We start from the raw sequence: 21,452 nt of genomic DNA on the forward strand, positions 1-21,452 counted from the left end.
TAGAAATTGAGATTGATATATGTCAGATGATCAAAACAAACCGGAACAAGCTCCACCTCAAGCAGCTCCCGCTCCATCTAACGAACCGGCACCTGCGAGCAAACTGATTCCAACAAAACGCTCAACTTTATTATGGATGCTAGTTGTGCTCATTGTCGGTATTTTAGTGATTTTGTGGGCATGGAGAATCGGACCCTTCGCAACGAGCGTTCAGCAAACTGACAATAGTTATGTTAAAGGTAAAACAACGATTTTATCGTCGCAAATTAATGGCTATGTTAAAGATGTATTAGTTAAGGACTTTGACCACGTTAAAAAGGGTCAAGTATTAATGCATATTGATGCAACCACCTACGACCAAAAAGTAACGCAAGCGGCTTCTGGAGTTGAACAAGCTAAAAATACTTTAGCCAATCAGACACAGTCTATTGCTCAAAAACAAGCTGATATTGTGGCTGCACAAGCAAAAGTAGATCAAGTTAAAGCTCAATATGAACTTTCTTTAGCACAGCTTAGACGATATCAACAGTTAGGTAATAGTGGAGCAGCTTCTAAATCTGAGCAAGATAAAGCCGCAGCAGATGCTGAAAATAACCTTGCAGCACTGAAGCAGGCAGAAGCCAATCTTTTAGTTGCCAAAGAAGCACTTAAAACGGCGCAGGTCGCGGAAGCTGGCTTAGAAGCACAAGTTTCCAGTGCTAAAGCACAACTAGATCAGGCACAAACTACCAAAGACTATAGTGTCATTGTTGCTCCAATGGATGGACAACTTGGTGAGGTGAACCCTCGTGTTGGGCAATATGTAGCAGCAGGGTCACAATTACTCTACCTCATTCCACAGCAAACTTGGGTGATTGCCAACTTTAAAGAAACCCAAATTGCCAATATGCGAATTGGGCAAAAAGCATGGTTTACAGTCGATGCGATGAAACACAAAAAATTTACAGGGCATGTTGAGCAGATCTCACCTGCTGCGGGTTCTGAGTTCAGTGTATTAAAGCCTGACAATGCAACAGGAAACTTTACCAAAGTGGTTCAAAGAATTGCCGTACGCATTACCATTGATCCAAATCAAGAAGGAATGGAACACTTACGCCCTGGCATGTCAGTAATTACTTCTGTCGATACAAATTCGTAAACAGCTTTTTAAAGCTCTATTTAAAAAGCTACAATGTGATCAATCATTATTTTTCTCAATTTCTAATGTTTGATCACATTGCCCAACCTGTTTCCTATCAGCATATTGAACTCTCCTCTCTAGTTCATCTCGACATTAAGCGATTAGATTTAGTTCATCCTCAAATTTCGGGCAATAAATTTTTCAAACTAAAATACAATCTGCTTGTCGCAAAACAACAAGGTTTATCGAGCATTTTGACTTTTGGAGGGGCCTATTCAAATCATATTGCCGCGACTGCCTATGCCGCTCATCTTTTTGGCTTAAAAAGTATTGGAATTATTCGTGGTGAAGAGTTAGCTGACAAACCTCTGAATCCAACCTTAGCAAAAGCTCAAAGTTTAGGAATGCATCTACATTTTGTCTCACGCAATGAATATCGCTTACGAGATGATGCAAACTATCTTCAACAATTACGTCATCAATTTCCTGAAATTTTCATTATTCCTGAAGGCGGCACCAATGAATTGGCAGTTCAAGGTTGTCAGGAAATTCTCAGCCAAAGTGATTTAAATCAATATGACGTGATTTGCTGTGCAGTAGGAACTGGCGGAACGGTTTCGGGTCTTATTGAAAGAAGTTCAGCCGATCAAAAAGTCTTAGGGTTTTCGGCTTTAAAAGGTGACTTTTTACAACAAGAAATTCGGCAGTGGACCAAAAAACAGAACTGGTCTGTGACAGATGCATACTGCTGTGGTGGGTATGCAAAAACTTCACCCGAATTATTGGCATTTGTAGACAGTTTTGAAGAGCAGCATGCGGTACCACTTGAACCCATCTATACGGGAAAGATGATGTTCGGTCTGTTTGATCTTATAAAGAATAATTACTTTTCTGAAGGAACTCGCATTCTGGCAATTCATTCTGGTGGTTTACAGGCAGATATAAGAAATAAATCACATCAATAACTTATTAGCTTTTAGTGCACATTACTCTGCATAGCAGTAAATGTCTTTAGCATGACTAAGGCTCGGCATGATAGTATATGCCCCTTTAAAATTTTCACGATTAATCGAGAATCTCTTATGTCTAACAGTCATGTCGATGTCATTGTCTTAGGTGCAGGTGCTTCTGGACTCATGTTGGCTGCACATGCTGCTAAACGAGGGCGCTCGGTTTTAATTTTAGAAAAAGCCAATAAAATTGGTAAAAAGATTTTAATGTCGGGCGGTGGTAAGTGTAACTTTACCAACCTGTATGTAGAGCCTGACAACTATATTTCTCATAATCCACACTTCGTTATTTCTGCCCTATCACGCTATAGCAACTGGGACTTTATCGGTTTGGTATGTGATTATAAAATTGCTTATGAAGAACGAAAACACGGGCAATTATTCACGCTGAACGGCGCTAAAGAAATTTTAGAGATGCTAGTGAGTGAATGTGATAAAACCAATAACGTTGATATCCAAACTCAATGTGAAGCTGTACAGATTGATCCATTAGAAAAAGGCGGTTTTACTGTACACACAAACCAAGGCCGATTTAGCTGTGAGTCATTAGTGGTTGCTACAGGTGGTTTATCCATTCCAACTTTGGGTGGTTCTGGATTTGGCTATGAACTGGCACAAAAATTTGGACATCAGGTTTTCCCAACTCGCGCAGGTTTAGTCCCATTTACTTTTTCAGATCATATTAAAGAAGTCACTACACGCCTAAGTGGTAATGCTCTAGATGTGACTCTAAGTAACTCGAAGAATAGCTTTACTGAAGCATTATTGTTTACGCATCGTGGTTTGAGTGGTCCAAGTTCTTTACAGCTTTCAAACTATTGGAATACCGGTGAAAGTTTTAAAATTGACTTTTTCCCGAGCCAAGATTTAGCAAATTATTTAAAAGACAAAAAGAAAGCCAAACCTAAAGTTTTATTGCGTACTCTTCTGAATGAATTTACGGCAAAAAGTATTGTACAAGAGTTACAACAACTTATATGGCCAGAGCAGAGCGAGACAGTAATTGGTAATATCAGTGATGCACAGCTAGATCATATTGCCGAGCAACTACATGGTTTTGCTGTGAAACCATCAGGCACAGAAGGCTATCGTACTGCCGAAGTTACTTTAGGTGGAGTTGATACAAGTGAAGTATCTTCCAAAACAATGGAAAGTAAAAAGCAGAAAGGACTGTTTTTTATTGGGGAAGTACTTGATGTGACTGGCCATTTAGGAGGTTATAACTTCCAATGGGCTTGGTCTTCCGCTTATGCAGCAGCACAATACGTTTAAATGATCAATAAGCTAATTTGAGGCTTTCGAATCATTTGATGATTTTTCAGAATTACGAGTATGAGTTGTTGCCTGTTTTGATGAGTTAGATTTATTAAACACAAATTTATAAGCACTTGCTAAAAAACCTACCGTAATTCCCGCAATGACAATCGGTGCTAAAAAACGACCTGGTTTCTTCATCGTATTTTCCTCACTTATTTGTTTTTATAACGTCTAAAAAGAACGACCACTCAATATAGAGTGGTCGAACTTATCACAAAAATCAAAGATTTTTTGTACGGTTTATCTGAAAATTAGTTTTACTTACTAAATTTCGTCATTTTCTCCAGTAGATCCAAACGGTTTATTTACTGGTGGTTCTGCTGGATTTACTTGTGCAGAATCAGCTGGTTTTGCATCAGATGAAACCGTTGATGGTGAGTTTGTAGTCGTTGGTGCAACTGTAGATGTTGACGAACTCGTAGTTGCAGATGAGCTACCAGTAGATGGACTGCTTGTGGTCGTAGTAGAAGGTGGTTGATAAAGCGGATTTGGTTCATTCGCTTCTTTTTTAGCTTTATCTAGCAAATCGCTCAACAGTCTTTCTGCTGGTTGGCGACCACCTAAACCAAATGCAAGAGCGAAAGCAACTGCAACTGCGCCTAGAGTCAAGCCAAATGCAAGATTAACGATTGAATCTGCAATACCCATCGCTCTTAAACCAAGCGCAAGTACGAGACCAATAATTAACACACGAACTAAACTACCTAACCAACGCGAGCTATTATATTCGCCGCGTTGAACCACGTTCGCCACAACATTGGCAAGCCAGAAACCAATAACCAAGATTACAGCGCCCAATAGAATGTTTGCACCGAAATGAATAAACATTGCGATTAGACCACTAATTTGATCGAAACCAAGACGATCCGCAGCTTCAGAAACTGCAAATAACATAGTAAAGAATACAATTAGCCAGCCAACTGCATTAGAAACTTTAGTTTGACCTAAAAAGCGTTGTACATCTAACTTTGCAGGAATTTCATCAACACCTGTACCTGCAATTAATTCAGCAACTAAGCGACCAACAAAACGAGAAACAATATAAGCAACCAGTAGAATTAAACCAGCAGCAATAATGTTTGGAATCGCCTGCAAGATCTCATTGAGCATAGCTGTTGCTGGCTGAGAAATTGTCTCAATGCCTAAAGCTTCAAACGCTACAATCAATGTTGTAATAATGATGATTGCAAAAACAAATGAACCTAAGAATTTGCCTACGTTAGAGCTTTTGAAAAGACCAATTTTTTCAGCTTGAGCCTGAACACCTAAGCTATTTACTAAACCTTCAACAATACCGCGTACAATTTTTGCCAAGATATAACCAACAAAAACGATAACACCAGCAATAAAGATATTTGGTAAGAATGCTACAGCATCATTTACCATATTTTGAACTGGAATCAGTAAGCCTGTTAATCCTAATATTGAAAGAACAATCGGAAGGAAAAGTAACAATACAAGCCAGTAAAGAATTTCACCAATATTCTGGCTAATTCCACCTACACCCACTTCACTGCTTAACTTATCATCGAGTTGAGTTCGGGATAAAACATTGGTCACCCCCGCTCGCACCAGTCGAGCAACGATCCAACCAATAAAACCCACCACAACAGCAGCAATAATATTTGGAATATAGACGAGTACCTGATTCACCATATTGCTGAACGGGCCACTTACTCCACTAATGTTAAGTACATTGAGAGCTGCGACAACAGCTAAGATTAGAATAAACCAGAATACGACTTTTGAAATAAGACCTTCTATGTTTGGAGCACGCCCAGTTGCTGAAGATAATTTTGCATTGGTATTTACTTTTTGTAGAAGTTTTTTTACACCTGCCGCAACTAATAAAGCGATTATCCAGCCAACCAGTAAGATGACGATTGCAGCTAAAATAGGATGAAACTGATCCCAGTAATACATCGCATCAAACTGAGCGCCGCGAGGCCCATCAAAAAATTCATTCATATTGTTATGTCCTCAATTGTTATGTTCTTTTCAGTGCCATCAATTATGAAAAACACCATTCGTTGTTAAAAATGACGATAAATGCGGTCTATCTCACCTTATGTTTTGAGTATTTTCTAATCAACACACTTCTGCATAAATACAACAAATTGATGCAAAAGGTTGCAAAAAAAGCCTTCAGGTCACATCCCAAAGGCTTTCTATCAAGATATACTGGTTAGCTTATTACCCTTTATAAATATTCAAATCTGAAGTGCTCTTAATGACATGTGGTGTGGCCTCATGTTGAAAAGCGGCTTCTTCTTTAGGTGTTTTGCTGTGATCAGCAACCATGTAGACGATGAGTGCAATAAGAAAAAGCCCAACAATAATTAAAATGTAAACTGGCAATCTTCTTTTTTTCGCAGTTTCTTCAGGACTCGTCACATGAGGTGGTTTTGAAAAATCATGCATCTTCTTTCCCCTCTTCTTTTATCATTAACTTTATAATCATCATAGCAATTTGGTTTGTTGCATTGTGTGAAAAAGCATTATGCTAAGGTGTCTGTGTTTGCAAAACTCTACTATTAAAACAATAAAAACAGTATAAAATTTAGGCAAAAATATTTAGCCATTAAAAAATAATGGCAAGTTATGCTCGAGCTTCTTTAAGGTTCTATTTGTAATACAATATGTTTTAGCGCTTACTTTTTATAAAATAGGCTATAATAAGCCCCCTTGTTTTAAAGCTGCTCTATTTTATGATGTATCGTCAGCAAAACGTAACACTTGATCTCGACACTGACGTCACACATCAATGTTATATACATCAGACGAGAGACGAACATCTCATTGGTATTATTGAATTTAATAAACCAAGTTATGAACTCAAATGGGGTGATTTAGAGTATTTTCGTCGCCGTACTGAAGAATTTTCCGTCATGCCATTTCCTGACTGCATTAATGCCATGATTGTTGATATTCGTAATATCAATATTTTTCTAGACAATGATGTTCCGATTTTACCTTGGCGCTTACTAGAAGAAGACTGTCCTGTTCGCTTAGTCGTTCCACAAGATCGTTTGGAACATTATGCAGGTCTTTTTGAGCCAACTTGGCTTTCAACCGATGTAGACAGCGCAATTTCAGAAATTCGCGAATTTATGGATATGTTTGTCCACTAATAAACATATCCATAAAATTAATTATAAAGTTGTTTTCACCGCAATTTATTACCAGTAATTTTCTACCGCAATATTTCCCTCACCTCGACGGTTCATCGTCAAACCACGGCGTTTTAAAGCCTCTTTCGTGTCATCTACCATTTGCGGATTTCCGCAAAGCATGACGTGGCTTGTGGCAGGATTCAGCTCTATACCAGCAGATTTTTCTAATTCACCATTTTCAATTAGAATCGGCAAACGATCATGCAATGGCGCAGATGGATCTCGAGTAATAATCGGAATAAATTTAAATCCGTTATGTCCTTCCCCAAAAGTTTCAGCAATCTCTTGAATACGATCAACGTAAGCTAACTCAGCTGCGGTACGGACACTGTAGACCAAATTAATTTTTTGATATTTAGACCATGTATCGAAGTCTTGTAGCATCGATAAAAATGGAGCTAATCCTGTACCCGTTGCCAATAACCATAAATCATGGGGTAAAGGTTGTTGATAGCGAGCTAAAGTCAAATAACCATAAGGTATTTTTTCTAAATACAGCTCATCTCCTACCTTTAAATGTTGAAGATTTGACGTAAATGCACCGTCTGGTACTACAATCGAAAAAAACTCAAGCGTTTCATCAAATGGTGATGAGACTACCGAATAAGCACGAACAACGAGTTCCTCTCCAACTTTTAGCCCAATACGTGCGAATTGCCCAGCAGTAAATTTAAAATGTGCAGGGCGGGTCATGGTGAAACTAAAAAGAGTTGGAGTCCAGCGGTGTACAGATAAAACTTTTTCTACGCTAAATTTTTCAATTGACATGATTTCAACGTGGCATGAAATAGTGCGCTCATGTTAGCATGACAGCCGAAATAATGAATACTTTTAAACGTTAAGGCTTTTTAAACATGCGCATGACATTACGCCAGTTGGCTGTTTTTGTAGCAGTCGCTCAAGAAGGAACTGTCACCAAAGCGAGTGATGCGGTCAGACTGACGCAAAGTGCAGCAAGTATGGCTTTAGCCGATTTAGAGGATGGTCTTGGTGCTCCTCTATTTGATCGTTTAGGTAAACGATTACAGCTTAATGATTTAGGTCGTTTTCTATTGCCTCAAGCATTAGAAATATTAGGTCGCTGTGAAGCTTTTGAGCAAGCTGCAAAAGGTGAATTGCAAAGCATTGATTTACGTATTGGGGCCACTTTAACGATTAGTGATTACCTCATGCCAGATTTAATGGCAAACTTTTTACAGCATCATCCTAAAGCACATTTGCAATTACAAGTGGGCAATACACGCCAAATGATTGAAGCAGTCAATCAATTCCAACTTGATTTAGCTTTAATTGAAGGCTCATGTCACTTACCTCAACTCCAATGTATTCATTGGCGTGATGATGAGCTTGCAGTTTGCTGTGCCCCAAATCACCCTTTAGCACGTTTAAATAGACCTCTAACAGCGCATGATTTTCTTCAAGTCGAATGGATTTTACGTGAAGAAGGTTCAGGAACGCGTGAAGTATTTGATAATGCGATATTGCAAGATCTGCCAGACGCGAATATTCGCTTAACCCTAGGTCACAATGAAGCAATTTTAAAAATCGTTGCTGGTGGTTTAGGTATGTCATGTATTTCTAAACTTGCCATTGAACCTTTAATTGAAAAGGGACAATTAGTAATTTTAGATACACCATTCTGGCAGCTTACCCGTCCGCTTTATATGCTGGTACACCGTCAAAAGTATCAGGGTCCAGGTCTCAAAGCATTCTTACAATTCTGTGAAGATCAGGTTTAAAACCTGATCTTTTCATTGATTAGCGTCGAAAATTTGATAACAGTTCGCTTGTGATCGCTTTATTGTGATCCGCAATTTTATTTTTCTTGGTTTTCGCAGGATTCGGGTCAACACGCTCAATTTTGATCGCTTTAAATTTACCCTGATTATCTGCGGCAAGAAATCTCACTTTTTCATTTCTTTTCGGCTCGCCCTCTGATGCAGGGAAATCAGAAATATGAAAGAAAATATCTCCTTCAGTAGTTTCAATAAAACCAAACCCTTTATCAGGGTTATATTGTTTTACCCATCCAGTATAAAACTCTTGCTTCATGATCTTTCCCCTACTTTTCCAATCCAGTCGTTGCAGTAAATAAAAAAGAGACTCACGATTCCGTTTTTAAAATTATACGGTTGAATGAAGTCTCTTTTTAATGCTATTTCAAAAAATTAATCTTTTTGTACACTACCAAAAATTTTATCGCCAGCATCACCCAAGCCAGGAACAATATAACCTTGTTCATTTAAGCCATTATCAATAGATGCCGTATAAATTTGCACATCCGGATGAGCTGCTTCAACTTTAGCAACGCCTTCAGGTGCAGCAACCAACACCATAACACGGATATCTTTACAACCACTTGCCTTTAACACATCAATAGCAGCAACTAACGAATTACCCGTTGCTAACATTGGGTCAATAATCATCGCAAGACGATTAGCCACATCCGGAACTAATTTTTTGTAATATGTGCGAACTTCTAATGTTTCTTCATTACGCTCAAGACCTAAAACACTCACTTTTGCGCTTGGAATCAGGTTAAGTACGCCATCCAACATACCAATTCCGGCACGTAAAATCGGTACAATCGTTATTTTTTTACCAGCAATACGCTGAGTAGTAACAGTTCCAGCCCATCCATCAATTTCACAATCCACAACTGGTAAATCTTTTGTTGCTTCATAAGTCAACAACATAGTCACTTCCTGAGCAAGCTCACGGAAGTTCTTAGTACTGATATCAGCACGGCGTAACAAACCTAATTTATGACGAATAAGTGGGTGACGAATTTCTTGAATGGCCACAGATGTTACCTAAAAATATAAAAACGTATTTATTATAATCTTTTTTTAACGCTCAATAAAAAAAAGCCTCCAGATTTGGAGGCTTTTTTGTACACCAGAATTACTGTTGTGAAAGCATGAAATGTAATGGAGATAAAATTTCTGCTTTTAATGCCAAATTAATCATTGGATCTGGGTAAACACCCAAAATAATAACTAATGCAGCAGCAGCTAATACCATTAAACCACCCACTTTTTGTCCCCAATGAGCATCTGCATCAATACGAGGAGTTTCCGGTGGTGTCATGTACATTACAACCATCACACGTAAGTAATAGTACAAACCGATACCACTACCCACAATAATCATTGCAGCTAAGAACCAGTGTTGAGTTGTTACAGCAGCCATTACCACCAAGAACTTACCAATGAAGCCTGCTGTTAATGGGATACCAGCCAAAGATAACATCATGACTGTTAAAGTTGCTGTAAGTACTGGACGACGCCAGAACAAACCACGGTAGTCTGCAAGGCTTTGTGCTTCATCTACGTTGTTATATGGGCTAGACATTAACGCTACTGCACCAAAGGCACCAATAGTTGTTAATACATAAGACACTACATATACAGTTACGCTACCCAAGCTCGCATAAGTCATGCTAATTAAAGCAATTAACAAATAACCAAAGTGAGCAATAGATGAATAACCAAGAATACGTTTTAAGTTAACTTGACGAACAGCGAGTAAGTTACCAACTAAAATCGACAATACAGCAATGATCGTCAAAATAGTTACTAAGGAGTTCACCATCATTGCGCCTGAAGCAAGCATGTAGCGCACGAACAAACCAATTGTTGCAACTTTAGCAGCAGTCGCTAAGAAAGTTGCCATTGGCGCTGGTGCACCTGCATATACATCTGGTGTCCATTTATGGAACGGCGCAAGCGACAATTTAAATGCAACAGCAAAGATAATAAGTGCTAAACCTAATAACACCATTGGCTGTTTGATTGCTTCAAATAATGCTTGTACAGAATCATAGAATGAAAGCGAACCTGTATATGCATAGATATATGCCATACCCATCAACAACATTGCAGAAGCTGTCGCTGAAAGTACAAGGTACTTAATACCCGCTTCAAGTGAGTTACTACGTTGATAAGTATAAGCAAGTAAGCCATATACAGGAATCGACATTAACTCAAGGCTAATGAAGAACGATGCATAGTGAGAGCTTGCAACCATCAACATTGCACCTGCTACTGAAGCAAGTAACAAAAGATATAACTCTTCGCGGTTGTCTTTATAAGTTTCGATGTAAGCATGAGACAAAGTACAACATGCCAATGCCGCAATCAAAATCATAAATTGATAGAACATGGTAAATGGATCAACCATAAACATGCCCATCACATTTGCCGGTACAAACTTACCGCCAAATACTGCAAATAAAATATAAAGTGCAGCAAGGTTTAAACCAACAACAGAAGCTGTTGCGATTAAATTATGATTACGCTTAATTGAAATTAACAGCATGACGACGATTGTTGTCAAAGCAACAATCATCACCGGAGCTAAAGGCATAAGCGTAGAAAATGATACTGTGAAGTTCATGATTATTGGATCTCCACATGGTCAAGTTGAGTAGCTGTTTGCTGAACAGTTTCAACGACTTCTTGTACTGGCACATAACTATTGACCAACCACTGCATGCTTGAATGAGATACATCCAAGAATGTTTGTGGGTAGATACCAAGCCAAACGAGACCAATCGCACAAATCATCAAAATACCAACTTCACGAGCAGATAAGTCTTTCAATGGACTAGTGTAATGTTGCTTTTGTTCAGGATTTGGTTCACCAAATAAAGCACGGTGAATCAAGATCAAGCCATATAAACCTGCAAATACAAGGCTGATAGAAGCAAGAATCGTGAAGACAGGATATTTATTAAATGAACCCATCAAAATCAGGAATTCACCAATAAAGTTACCTAAACCTGGTACACCTACAAGAGCAGCAACGAAGAACATCAAGAAAAATGGCAAGTACTGAAGCTGGCCACGAAGACCACCCATTAAACGTAAATCACGTGTATGTAAACGTTCGTAGATTTGACCAGACATAATGAACAATGCAGCTGATGACAAACCATGTGCCAACATCATGATCATTAGACCTTGGAAGGTCAAAATATTACCTGCATAGATTGCAAGTAAGATAAAGCCCATGTGTGAAATCGACGTATACGCAAGTAAACGTTTCATGTCAGTTTGCTGGTAAGCACACCATGCGCCGTAGAAAATACCAATCAAACCGAAAATAATCGCAATGTCTGCAAACTGTGCAGAAGCTGTCGGGAAAAATGGAATAACAAAACGAAGCAAGCCATACGCAGCTGTTTTAATCAAGATACCCGCTAAGTCTACAGAACCCGCTGTAGGTGCTTGAGCATGCGCATCTGGTAACCAACCATGTAATGGGAATACTGGTAACTTCACTGCAAAACCGATGAAGAAACAGATCATGAAACCGTACGCTAAGCCTGTAGGTAAATGGTTAGCTACAGCTAATAAATAGTTGTAATCAAAACCGATCATGCCCGTCATCATGTAGCCATAAACTACAAGACCTAGGATACCGATTAACATCACCAGACCAGCAATCTGTGTGTAAAGGAAGAACTTAGTAGCAGCGTAAACACGTGAACGACCGTTTGAACCTTTATGACCCCATAACGCAATCAAGAAGTAGATTGGTACAAGCATCATCTCCCAGAAGAAGAAGAACAAGAACAAGTCAATCGCTAAGAATACACCGATAACGCCACCTAAACTCCATAATAGGTTTAAGTGGAAGAAACCAACGTTCTTTTGAATCTCACCCCATGAACAACCAACAGCAAGCACACCAAGTAACGCTGTTAATAACACCATGAGCAAAGATAAACCATCCACAGCTAAGTGAATGCCAATACCGAGTGATTGAATCCACGGTAAATAGAACTCAGCAGACCAAGTTGGGATTTTAGAACCCAACTCGTAGCTATAAGTTCCACTTTGCCAAAGTGCAAGACCTAAGCCCAAAGTAATGAGCATACCAATTAAGGCAATCCAGCGTGGCAAAGTTTTGTCGAGCTTATCGACTAACCAACAAATAAAACCGGCAATGAACGGAACAAGGATCAGCGCGGGTAAAATTAAATTGTTTTCCATTTTATTTCCCCACTACCTGAATAACGATCAAGATCATCAATAACACCACTACACCGAGTGACATGCTTGATGCGTATTCACGCAATGAACCTGTTTGACGTGAGCTTGTAAAACTGTTTCCGCCTTTCACGAGCGCAGGAAGAACTAACCACAAACCGTCAATCGGATCACGGCCAAAAATTTTGGCGAAGAATAAATAAGGTTTAACAAAAACGATGTCATACAATGCATCAAAACCAAAAGCAGTACGGCAAATATGTGCCAGACCTGAACCCAAACTTGTTTGAGCGAATGATTTCACTGCACCATAAGCAAATGTAAATAATGCTATACCAACAACTAGACCAACTAGTGCAATACCTACTGCTAAGTGCTCTGCCCCATGCATGCCTTCTACAAATTGTTCAGCGACATGGAATTCAGGAATTTTTGCAGTATTCAGAATACCTGCTACCGGTGCTTTTAATACCGCACCAACAAAAGTAGACAATACAGCTAAAATACCCAATGGAGCCCAGTAAGTTGCACCTTTAATTTCATGGTAAGGCGTGTTTTCTTGACCAAAGAATACAACCCAGATTAAACGGAATGTATAGATTGAAGTCAGGAATGCACCTGCTACACCCACCCAATATAAGGTGTGATATAAAGCAACTGATTGACCTTGTACCCAAACTTCACCAAGAATCGCATCTTTAGAGAAGAAGCCAATAGTCAAGAATGGAATAGCTGCTAATGCACCGCCACCAATCGCGAAACAAGCAAACAGGAATTTGTTACGTTTGAACAAACCACCCATTTTGAAAATGTTTTGCTCGTGGTGATAAGCCAGAATCACCGCACCAGAAGACAAGAATAATAATGCCTTAAAGAATGCGTGAGCCAACATGTGGAACAAGCCAGCTTGATAAGCTTCAGCACCTACAGCCATAAACATATAACCCAACTGACTCATTGTTGAGTAAGCCAAGATACGTTTGATGTCTGTTTGAACGAGTGCAGCAAAACCTGCAACTAACAAAGTTACCGCGCCAGTTACTGAAATGAATTGCATCACTTCAGGAGCAAGTTCAAATACGCTGAATAGACGGCAGCATAAGTACACACCAGCCGTTACCATTGTTGCAGCGTGGATTAATGCAGAAACAGGTGTTGGACCTGCCATTGCATCTGCCAACCATGTTTGCAATGGAATTTGAGCAGACTTACCAGCAGCACCCAAGAACAACATTAATGCAGTCCAGATTGTAAGTGACGAACTCTTCGTCATTACTTCTGCTGCGTGTTCAACGATGTACTGAGTATTCAGCGTACCAAATTGTTGGTAAAGCAAGAATAAAGCAATAAGCAAGAATACGTCACCAACGCGGGTCACTGTAAACGCTTTGATCGCAGCCCAACCATTTGCAGGGTTTGCATAATAGAAACCGATTAGCAAGTAAGAGCAAAGACCTACGCCTTCCCAACCCAAGAATAACAACGCCAAGTTGTCACCCAATACAAGCACAAGCATGCTTGCAACAAACAGGTTGAAATAAGAGAAGAAACGCGCATAGCCCTCTTCACCACGCATGTACCATGATGCAAAGATGTGGATTAAGAAACCAACACCCGTGATCATGCCCATCATGAGTAAAGATAAGCCATCTAAATGTAAGCTAATGCCCGGAGCAAAACCGCCAACATTGAACCATGTCCACAAGTTTTGAACAAAAACTTGCTGACCACTCGTTGTAAATGCCATTCCAGCAATGAGTGCAAATAATGCAGATAAACCTACAGAACCTACGCCAATAACTGCTGCAACATTTTCAGAGAGTTTGTCTCGTCCTGCCGCCAATAAAATAAAACCGATTAGCGGAAATAATACTGTTAGATATAAATAACTCATCCGCGCATCTCACTAGCAGCATCTACATCCAAATGATGGAAGCGATGATAGAACTGAAGGACAATCGCAAGACCGATACATGCCTCTGCTGCTGCAAGGGTCAAAATCAAGATGAACATCACTTGCCCATCTGGTTGTGCCCATACGCTACCCGCAAGAACAAATGCCAATGCTGCAGCATTCATCATGATTTCAAGGCTCATTAACATAAATAATAGGTTGCGTCGCACCATTACACCGTAAAAACCGAGTGCAAAAAGGATGGTTGCAACAATCAAACCATGTTCTAAAGGAATCTGGCCCATTATTCTTTTTCCTCTTCTGCACCTGGTTCACGTTTACCTAAGTGATATGCTGCAACAAGGGCTGCTAGCAATAACATCGCGGCAACTTCAACCAATAATAAATAGTGAGTAAAGAGTGCTTGACCAACTACTTTTGGTCCAATCACTTGTGCCCCAAGCGGTGCTGAAATAGTGGTGTATTCACCACCAAGCATCCAAACTAAAAGCAAGCCGAGCAAGAAACTCATGAGTGCTGGATATGCCCAAGCATCTGAAGAAAGCCATTTACGTTCTTGTTCAACGGTGTGTTGACCTAAGTTAAGCATCATCACTACGAAGACAAACAGAACCATAATTGCTCCGGCATAAACAATGATTTCAAGAGCACCTGCAAAAGGCGCCCCCACGATCATGAAAATACCAGCAACAGCAAGCAATGAAACAATTAGACTAAGTAGAGCGTGTACAGGGTTCGTGTTAGTCACTACACGAACCGTAGAAACGATGGCCACGAGTGCCATCAAATAAAACGGCCACATCATGGTAATAGACTCCGTACATCGATTGGTGCACTTTCTTTTTGTGCTTGACCTTTCTCTTTACCGTTAATTGCCATACCCGTTACACGGTAGAAGTTGTAGTCTGGGTATTTGCCTGGACCTGAAATGAGTAAGTTTTCTTTCTCATAAACAAGGTCTTGACGTACATATTCGCCTAACTCGAAGTCTGGTGTGAGCTGAATCGCAGTTGTTGGACAAGCTTCTTCACACATACCGCAGAAAATACAACGTGAGAAGTTGATACGGAAAAACTCCGGGTACCAACGACCATCTTCTGTTTCTGCTTTTTGTAGTGAGATACAGCCAACCGGACATGCAACCGCACATAGGTTACATGCTACGCAACGCTCTTCCCCATCAGGGTCACGCGTTAATACGATACGACCACGAAAGCGTGGCGGCACAATCTGTTCAGCCGGAACTTCTGGATATAAAATCGTGTCACGTTTACGCGTTGCATGGCTAAACACCATGAGTAACGTACGTACAATTGATCCGAATCCAGCTAGAAATTTATACATTTTGTACTCCCTGCTGTCCTAGGCCTGATTCATCAGAATCACAGCACCAGTCACTAACAAGTTGACCAACGCCAATGGCAAACAAATTTTCCAACCAAAGTTCATGACTTGGTCATAACGCGGACGCATTAAAGAACCACGTGCCAATACAAACATCATTACAAAGAATGCTGTTTTAATCACAAACCAGAATACTGGTGGAACAAATGGAATTTCTAAATTGAATGGCGTTAACCAGCCACCAAAGAATAAAGTCACGATCAATGCAGAGATCAGTACTACGTTGACATATTCAGCAACGAAGAACATACCCCATTTCATACCGCCATATTCAACATGGTAACCTTCTGCCAATTCTTGTTCTGCTTCTGGTTGGTCAAATGGATGACGGTGAGTTACCGCAACACCAGCAACTACGAAAATCAAGAAACCTAAGAATTGCGGAATGACAAACCAAACATCACGTTGTGCTTCAACAATTTCACGAAGGTTAAATGAGCCTGCAATTGCAACCACACCCATCAATGAAATACCTAAGAACACTTCATAAGAAATAGTTTGAGCTGCTGAACGTAAACCACCAAGCAACGAGTATTTGTTATTTGAAGCCCAGCCACCAAATAAAACCGCATAGACTGCAATACCAGCCATTGCCATGAAGAACAATAAACCGATACTCATGTCGGCAACACCCAGTGAAGGACTCACTGGGATTACCATGAATGAAAGAACCGCTGTTGCCATTGCAACAGCTGGTGCTAAACGGAATGTAAGTTTGTCAGCAAACTTTGGTGTCCAGTCTTCTTTGAACATGATTTTGAGCATGTCGGCAACGATCTGGAACATACCACCAGGACCAACACGGTTTGGACCATAACGGTCTTGCCACCAAGCAAGTAAACGACGCTCAATAAAAGACATCAACGCTGCAACTAAAACTACAACAAGCAAAATCACAACTGCTTGAACGACAGCATAGGCAATCGGCCAGTTCTCAACCCAAAGTGGCGTTTGACGTATAATTTCTTGATTCATGAATTACACTCCTAAAGCCACTGAAACAGGCTCAGCTAGTGACACCATTGGTGCTAAACCAACTGGGTAACCAATATAACCTGTAGGTAAATATTCAATTACTTGTACCGGCAAGCTTACAGTTGTTTCGCCTGCTTTTACTGTAATGCGTTGACCTTCTTGAAGGTTCAAACGAGTTGCATCTTGTTCGCCCACTGCAAACACAGCTTCAGGAATACGAGTTTCCATTGCAGGTGTTTTAATGGTGAATTCGCCAGAACCAAAAATATGGTGCATTGGAACTAAGCGGAAACTTTCAGGATTTGCAACTACTGGCACTGGAGCAACGTAGCTACGTGCAGGACGTTTTGCCAAGCGATCGAATAAACGAACACCAGAATCACCACCTTTTAAGTGACCACCGACTTCATCTTGGTATTTATTCCAAGATTGTGGAGAGTTCCAACCCGGAGCCCATGCAAATGGTACTAATGATGATGCTTTTTGCGGACCAACATAACCTTCCATTGAGAATGTTAATGCTGAATCTGGATCAGTAGGCTGTTTAGGCTCATGAACCGATAACGGCGCACGCATTGCTGTACGACCTGAATAACGACGTGGTTCACGCGCGATTTTCAAGCCATGTACACGGTAACCTGCATCAGGCGCAACATCTTGGATAGCTTCAAGTACTGGTACATTTTTCACGATGCTTTCAATTACATCGTCAAGTAATGTCCAATCTACAGCCTTACCTTTAATGCCAGTTTCAATGGCATGTAACCAACGCCATGATTCTTTAATTGCATATTCAGGTTTGTAGTAGCTTGGATCGTAAACTTGATAGAAACGCTGTGCACGACCTTCTTGGCTTACAACAGTACCATCACCCTCTGCAAAGCTTGCTGCTGAAAGAACGATATCAGCCTGTTTCACAGTTTCAGTTTCACTGTGATCAAGCACGATTACTGTTTCAGCTTTATCTAATGCAGCTTTTACTTGAGCAGCTGGTAAGCGACGGAACAAGTCATTTTCAACAATAACAAGCGTGTCGTAGTCTTGAGCAAATGCTTGTTCAAGGCTTAAACCACCGAACAATGCCAAGCCCATAGAGTTCACTTCAGGAACTACAAGACTTAAACCAGCTTTAGAACCTAAGTTCTGAGTCAACTGTGCTGCAGCTTCCATAATAGAAGCATCTTGCAAGCTTGTACCCGCAATAATTAATGGTTTGTTTGCTGCCTTTAGAGTGTCAGCAATGGTTTGAGCAAATGCTTTTGCATCTTCATCTAAACCACTTACAACTTCACCATTCACTGCCGCAGCAACTGCAAAGCCTAGACGTGCGATGTCATTTGGAGAAGCAACCACTTCACCAGTTGCAACGTCAGCAAGACGAGTTTGAGTTGCAGCTAAAATGTAAACCGGAGATTTTGCTTCTTGGCCAATACGTTGTACAGGCTCAGCTAACCAATCTGGTGTACGTGTTTTTGCAGCCATTTCACGCGCTTTGTTTTTCGCAGCTTGGCGAACAGACAATGCCATACGAGGTGCAGTTTGAGTTAGGTCTTCACCTAAGATCAGAACAGCATCATAGCTTTCAATTTCACGCATATTCGGGTTGTAAATACCCTCGGTTTGCATGATAGATGCGGCAAGTTCAACAAGCTTTTGCTCTTTTTGTGCAATACCAGTTGAATAATTTGCCTGACCTACAAGCTCACGTAATGCGTAGTTCGATTCCAAGCTTGCGCGAGGAGAACCAATACCCAAAACTTTCTTGCCTTGAAGCTTAGCAATCGCTTGATCTAGAGCTTGGTCGACAGAAACAGTTGCAACAGTTTCACCATTACGGAACTGAGGCTGACGTGGACGGTCTGCACGGTTTACATAACCTGTGCCAAAACGACCTTTGTCACAAAGGAAGTATTGGTTAACCGAACCATTAAAACGGTTTTCTACACGACGGATTTCACCATAACGTTCACCCGGAGAAATGTTACAGCCAGAAGAACAGCCTTGACACACGCTTGGTGCATACTGCATGTCCCACTTACGGTTATAACGCTCTGAATGAGTCTTATCAGTAAACACACCTGTTGGACATACTTCAGTCAAGTTACCAGAGAATTCAGACTCTAAAGTACCTGATTCTGGACGACCAAAGTAAACACGAGATGCATTGGCATATACGCCAAAGTCTGTACCGCCCGCATAGTCTTTGTAGTAACGAACACAACGGTAACAAGCAATACAGCGGTTCATTTCATGCGCAATGAATGAGCCGAGTTCTTGGTTGTAATGCGTACGTTTTGTAAAACGGTAGCGACGACGGTCATGACCCGTCATTACAGTCATATCTTGTAAATGACAGTGACCACCCTCTTCACAAACTGGACAGTCGTGCGGGTGATTCGTCATCAAAAATTCAACAATAGATGCACGGAAATCCGTTGCTTCTTTGTCTTCAATTGAGATATAGGTATTGTCAGATGCTGGTGTCATGCAAGACATGACTAAACGACCACGCGTATCTTCTGGATTCGCATATTGCGTAACAGCACATTGACGGCAAGAACCAACCGAACCTAAGGATGGATGCCAACAAAAATATGGGATGTCGATGCCCAGACTCAAACATGCTTGTAGCAAGTTTTCCGAGCCGTTGACTTCATACGATTTTCCATCGACATGAATTGTAGCCATAGTCGAATTCCTTAAGCTTGTTCTACGTTGCTGGTTTGCACGACAGGACGATTCGTCACTTTCGCTTCAAACTCACCACGGAAATGTTTGAGTGCGCCCATAAGCGGCTCCATCGCACCTGGTGCGTGGGCACAGAAAGTTTTACCAATCCATAATTTACGAGTTAGTTCTTGTAAATGGTCGATATCTTCTTTCTTACCTTCGCCTGCTTCAAGTGCTTTAAGCGCTTTAACAGCCCATGGCAAACCATCACGACATGGTGTACAGAAACCACATGATTCACGCGCAAAGAACTCTTCTAAGTTACGAGTGAGCGATACCATACATTGAGTTTCATCTACCACCATTAACAAACATGTTCCCAAACGAGAACCTGCTTTCATAATCGTGTCTGCATCCATTGGTAAATCAATGGTATCTGCTGGTAAAAAGTCAGTTGAAGCACCACCTGGCAACCATGCTTTGAGCTTTAAGCCCTCACGCATACCACCTGCATGATCTTCAATCACTTCACGCGCAGTTGTACCAAATGGCAATTCCCAAAGACCCGGGAATTTAACTTTACCCGATGCACCATAAATTTTAGTGCCCGGATCTTTTGATTTACCCGCTGATAAACCGATATACCACTCTGGTCCACGAAGCATGATTGCTGGCAAGTTGTTATAAGTTTCAACGTTGTTCACAATCGTCGGACGGCCCCATGCTCCTGCAACTTGCGGGAACGGTGGCTTAGTACGTGGGTTAGCACGACGGCCTTCAAGCGAGTTAATCAATGCAGTTTCTTCACCACAGATATAACGCCCTGCACCCGTATGTACATGTAGATCAAAATTCCAGCCAGAACCTAAGATATTTTCGCCTAAATAACCTTTAGCACGAATCTGTTCTAACGCTTCATTTAGATATTGAGCAGCCTCGATGTATTCACCACGGATAAAGATATAACCTTGAGTTGCTTCTAAGGTATAACCCGCAATTAACATCCCTTCGATCAATTGATGTGGAAGTTTTTCCATCAACAAACGGTCTTTAAAGGTACCCGGTTCCATTTCGTCGGCATTACAGATCAAGTAACGTGGACCACCATCATTTGGTGCCATCAATGACCATTTAATACCCGCTGGGAAACCCGCACCACCACGACCTTTTACAGTTGCAGCTTTAATGACGTCTAACACTTCAGCAGGTTTCATGCCTAAAGCTTTTTTAAAGCCAGCATAGCCTTCAAGTGCTTCGTAATCATCAGCACTACGTACCGCTTCTTGTTTGCTTAAACGCCAAGTGAGCGGATGAGTTTCCGGATTACCGTCGCCATAAATTGGTTTTGGTTCAGTATTCATACATACTTCTCCAATAACTGTTTAATTGATGTCACTTCGACTAAACCGTGAGTATCTTCATCAATCATTAAAGTTGGGCCTTTGTCGCAGTTGCCTAGGCAGCAAATTGGAAGCAGAGTAAAGCGACCATCTGGTGTCGTTTGACCATACTGAATTCCTAATTCACGCTGGAATGCTTCAGCAAGAGTTTCTGCACCCATTAAGAAGCAAGCAATTGAGTCGCAAAGTAAAATTACGTGACGACCTACCGGATGGCGATAGATACGGTTATAAAATGTTGCAACGCCTTCCAAATCAGCAACACTCATCGACAACAACTGTGCGATGGCATTCATTTGAGCGTCATCTACCCAACCATTACGGCGCTGTACACACTTCAATGCATCCAAAGAGGCTGCACGAGGGTATGGATAGTGACCAATGTGATGTTCGATTTCGTGAATTTCTTCCGCAGTCAAAATCCCTTCGACATTCACACGTGGTTTTTTATCAGTCAAAATCATCATTATGT

The 21,452-nt window shown here is 40.8% G+C and carries 21 protein-coding genes; 5 read left to right on the forward strand and 16 right to left on the reverse strand.

Annotation, left to right across the window (positions count from 1 at the left end; all coding sequences use genetic code 11):
• Nucleotides 1-19: 19 nt before the first annotated feature.
• The 3 genes from HMPREF0013_RS12140 (at nucleotide 20) to HMPREF0013_RS12150 (ending at nucleotide 3,402) form a co-directional block, all read left to right on the forward strand.
• Nucleotides 20-1,138 (forward strand): HlyD family secretion protein, encoded by a 1,119-nt coding sequence (locus HMPREF0013_RS12140; RefSeq protein WP_005803264.1) that lies wholly within the window; start codon nucleotides 20-22, stop codon nucleotides 1,136-1,138.
• A gap of 65 nt (nucleotides 1,139-1,203) precedes the next feature.
• Complete coding sequence (locus HMPREF0013_RS12145; RefSeq protein WP_005803265.1) at nucleotides 1,204-2,085, forward strand: 1-aminocyclopropane-1-carboxylate deaminase/D-cysteine desulfhydrase; 882 nt, start codon at nucleotides 1,204-1,206, stop codon at nucleotides 2,083-2,085.
• A gap of 117 nt (nucleotides 2,086-2,202) precedes the next feature.
• Nucleotides 2,203-3,402 carry an NAD(P)/FAD-dependent oxidoreductase gene (locus HMPREF0013_RS12150; protein ID WP_005803266.1) on the forward strand — a complete coding sequence of 400 codons (1,200 nt, stop codon included), beginning with the start codon at nucleotides 2,203-2,205 and terminating at the stop codon, nucleotides 3,400-3,402.
• Nucleotides 3,403-3,414: 12 nt separating this feature from the next.
• Here HMPREF0013_RS12150 and HMPREF0013_RS12155 read toward each other — a convergent pair whose 3' ends face one another.
• The 3 genes from HMPREF0013_RS12155 to HMPREF0013_RS12165 all read right to left on the reverse strand — a co-directional run bounded on the left by HMPREF0013_RS12155 (nucleotide 3,415) and on the right by HMPREF0013_RS12165 (nucleotide 5,868).
• Nucleotides 3,415-3,585, reverse strand: a complete 171-nt coding sequence (locus HMPREF0013_RS12155) for a hypothetical protein (RefSeq protein ID WP_002120038.1) — start codon at nucleotides 3,583-3,585, stop codon at nucleotides 3,415-3,417.
• Between the two features lie 126 nt (nucleotides 3,586-3,711).
• Complete coding sequence (locus HMPREF0013_RS12160) at nucleotides 3,712-5,415, reverse strand: mechanosensitive ion channel (RefSeq protein WP_019767940.1); 1,704 nt, start codon at nucleotides 5,413-5,415, stop codon at nucleotides 3,712-3,714.
• Nucleotides 5,416-5,640: 225 nt separating this feature from the next.
• Complete coding sequence (locus tag HMPREF0013_RS12165) at nucleotides 5,641-5,868, reverse strand: hypothetical protein (protein WP_005803268.1); 228 nt, start codon at nucleotides 5,866-5,868, stop codon at nucleotides 5,641-5,643.
• A gap of 290 nt (nucleotides 5,869-6,158) precedes the next feature.
• On the opposite strand from HMPREF0013_RS12165, the gene HMPREF0013_RS12170 reads away from it, so the two are divergent.
• The gene (locus HMPREF0013_RS12170) at nucleotides 6,159-6,578 is read left to right on the forward strand and encodes a hypothetical protein (RefSeq protein ID WP_014205905.1); all 420 of its coding nucleotides are present in this window, start codon (nucleotides 6,159-6,161) and stop codon (nucleotides 6,576-6,578) included.
• 48 nt (nucleotides 6,579-6,626) lie between these two features.
• On the opposite strand, the gene HMPREF0013_RS12175 is transcribed toward HMPREF0013_RS12170, so the two are convergent.
• Nucleotides 6,627-7,388, reverse strand: coding sequence for a ferredoxin--NADP reductase (locus HMPREF0013_RS12175; RefSeq protein WP_002120057.1), 762 nt, complete (start codon nucleotides 7,386-7,388; stop codon nucleotides 6,627-6,629).
• Between the two features lie 86 nt (nucleotides 7,389-7,474).
• Here HMPREF0013_RS12175 and gigC point away from each other — a divergent pair, with 86 nt between their 5' ends.
• Nucleotides 7,475-8,359: a LysR family transcriptional regulator GigC gene (gene gigC, locus HMPREF0013_RS12180; RefSeq protein WP_002120024.1), complete on the forward strand. Its 885-nt coding sequence runs from the start codon at nucleotides 7,475-7,477 to the stop codon at nucleotides 8,357-8,359.
• Between the two features lie 19 nt (nucleotides 8,360-8,378).
• Here gigC and HMPREF0013_RS12185 read toward each other — a convergent pair whose 3' ends face one another.
• The 12 genes from HMPREF0013_RS12185 to nuoE all read right to left on the reverse strand — a co-directional run bounded on the left by HMPREF0013_RS12185 (nucleotide 8,379) and on the right by nuoE (nucleotide 21,447).
• Nucleotides 8,379-8,672 carry a cold shock domain-containing protein gene (locus HMPREF0013_RS12185; protein ID WP_005803269.1) on the reverse strand — a complete coding sequence of 98 codons (294 nt, stop codon included), beginning with the start codon at nucleotides 8,670-8,672 and terminating at the stop codon, nucleotides 8,379-8,381.
• A gap of 116 nt (nucleotides 8,673-8,788) precedes the next feature.
• Nucleotides 8,789-9,424 carry a uracil phosphoribosyltransferase gene (gene upp / locus HMPREF0013_RS12190; RefSeq protein WP_002120045.1) on the reverse strand — a complete coding sequence of 212 codons (636 nt, stop codon included), beginning with the start codon at nucleotides 9,422-9,424 and terminating at the stop codon, nucleotides 8,789-8,791.
• 100 nt (nucleotides 9,425-9,524) lie between these two features.
• Entirely contained in the window at nucleotides 9,525-11,018 is a 1,494-nt protein-coding gene (nuoN, locus tag HMPREF0013_RS12195; RefSeq protein ID WP_002120035.1) for an NADH-quinone oxidoreductase subunit NuoN, read from the reverse strand.
• Nucleotides 11,019-11,020: 2 nt separating this feature from the next.
• Nucleotides 11,021-12,619 carry an NADH-quinone oxidoreductase subunit M gene (nuoM, locus tag HMPREF0013_RS12200; RefSeq protein WP_005803270.1) on the reverse strand — a complete coding sequence of 533 codons (1,599 nt, stop codon included), beginning with the start codon at nucleotides 12,617-12,619 and terminating at the stop codon, nucleotides 11,021-11,023.
• A gap of 1 nt (nucleotide 12,620) precedes the next feature.
• Entirely contained in the window at nucleotides 12,621-14,510 is a 1,890-nt protein-coding gene (nuoL, locus tag HMPREF0013_RS12205) for an NADH-quinone oxidoreductase subunit L (RefSeq protein WP_002120008.1), read from the reverse strand.
• Nucleotides 14,507-14,815, reverse strand: a complete 309-nt coding sequence (gene nuoK / locus HMPREF0013_RS0105315) for an NADH-quinone oxidoreductase subunit NuoK (RefSeq protein ID WP_000529822.1) — start codon at nucleotides 14,813-14,815, stop codon at nucleotides 14,507-14,509. The genes nuoL and nuoK overlap by 4 nt, the downstream gene beginning before the upstream one ends.
• On the reverse strand, nucleotides 14,815-15,333 hold the full coding sequence (nuoJ, locus tag HMPREF0013_RS0105320) for an NADH-quinone oxidoreductase subunit J (RefSeq protein ID WP_014205902.1): 519 nt from the start codon (nucleotides 15,331-15,333) through the stop codon (nucleotides 14,815-14,817). The genes nuoK and nuoJ overlap by 1 nt, the downstream gene beginning before the upstream one ends.
• Nucleotides 15,333-15,875 carry an NADH-quinone oxidoreductase subunit NuoI gene (gene nuoI / locus HMPREF0013_RS12210; RefSeq protein WP_002120012.1) on the reverse strand — a complete coding sequence of 181 codons (543 nt, stop codon included), beginning with the start codon at nucleotides 15,873-15,875 and terminating at the stop codon, nucleotides 15,333-15,335. Before nuoI ends, nuoJ begins: the two co-directional genes overlap by 1 nt.
• A gap of 18 nt (nucleotides 15,876-15,893) precedes the next feature.
• Nucleotides 15,894-16,910 carry an NADH-quinone oxidoreductase subunit NuoH gene (gene nuoH / locus HMPREF0013_RS12215; protein ID WP_005803271.1) on the reverse strand — a complete coding sequence of 339 codons (1,017 nt, stop codon included), beginning with the start codon at nucleotides 16,908-16,910 and terminating at the stop codon, nucleotides 15,894-15,896.
• Nucleotides 16,911-16,913: 3 nt separating this feature from the next.
• Complete coding sequence (gene nuoG / locus HMPREF0013_RS12220; protein ID WP_005803272.1) at nucleotides 16,914-19,598, reverse strand: NADH-quinone oxidoreductase subunit NuoG; 2,685 nt, start codon at nucleotides 19,596-19,598, stop codon at nucleotides 16,914-16,916.
• Between the two features lie 11 nt (nucleotides 19,599-19,609).
• Complete coding sequence (gene nuoF / locus HMPREF0013_RS12225) at nucleotides 19,610-20,941, reverse strand: NADH-quinone oxidoreductase subunit NuoF (protein ID WP_002120030.1); 1,332 nt, start codon at nucleotides 20,939-20,941, stop codon at nucleotides 19,610-19,612.
• Complete coding sequence (gene nuoE / locus HMPREF0013_RS12230) at nucleotides 20,938-21,447, reverse strand: NADH-quinone oxidoreductase subunit NuoE (protein WP_002120040.1); 510 nt, start codon at nucleotides 21,445-21,447, stop codon at nucleotides 20,938-20,940. Before nuoE ends, nuoF begins: the two co-directional genes overlap by 4 nt.
• Nucleotides 21,448-21,452 lie beyond the last annotated feature (5 nt).

Source organism: Acinetobacter sp. SH024 (genome assembly GCF_000163635.1).
Lineage (GTDB): Bacteria > Pseudomonadota > Gammaproteobacteria > Pseudomonadales > Moraxellaceae > Acinetobacter > Acinetobacter pittii.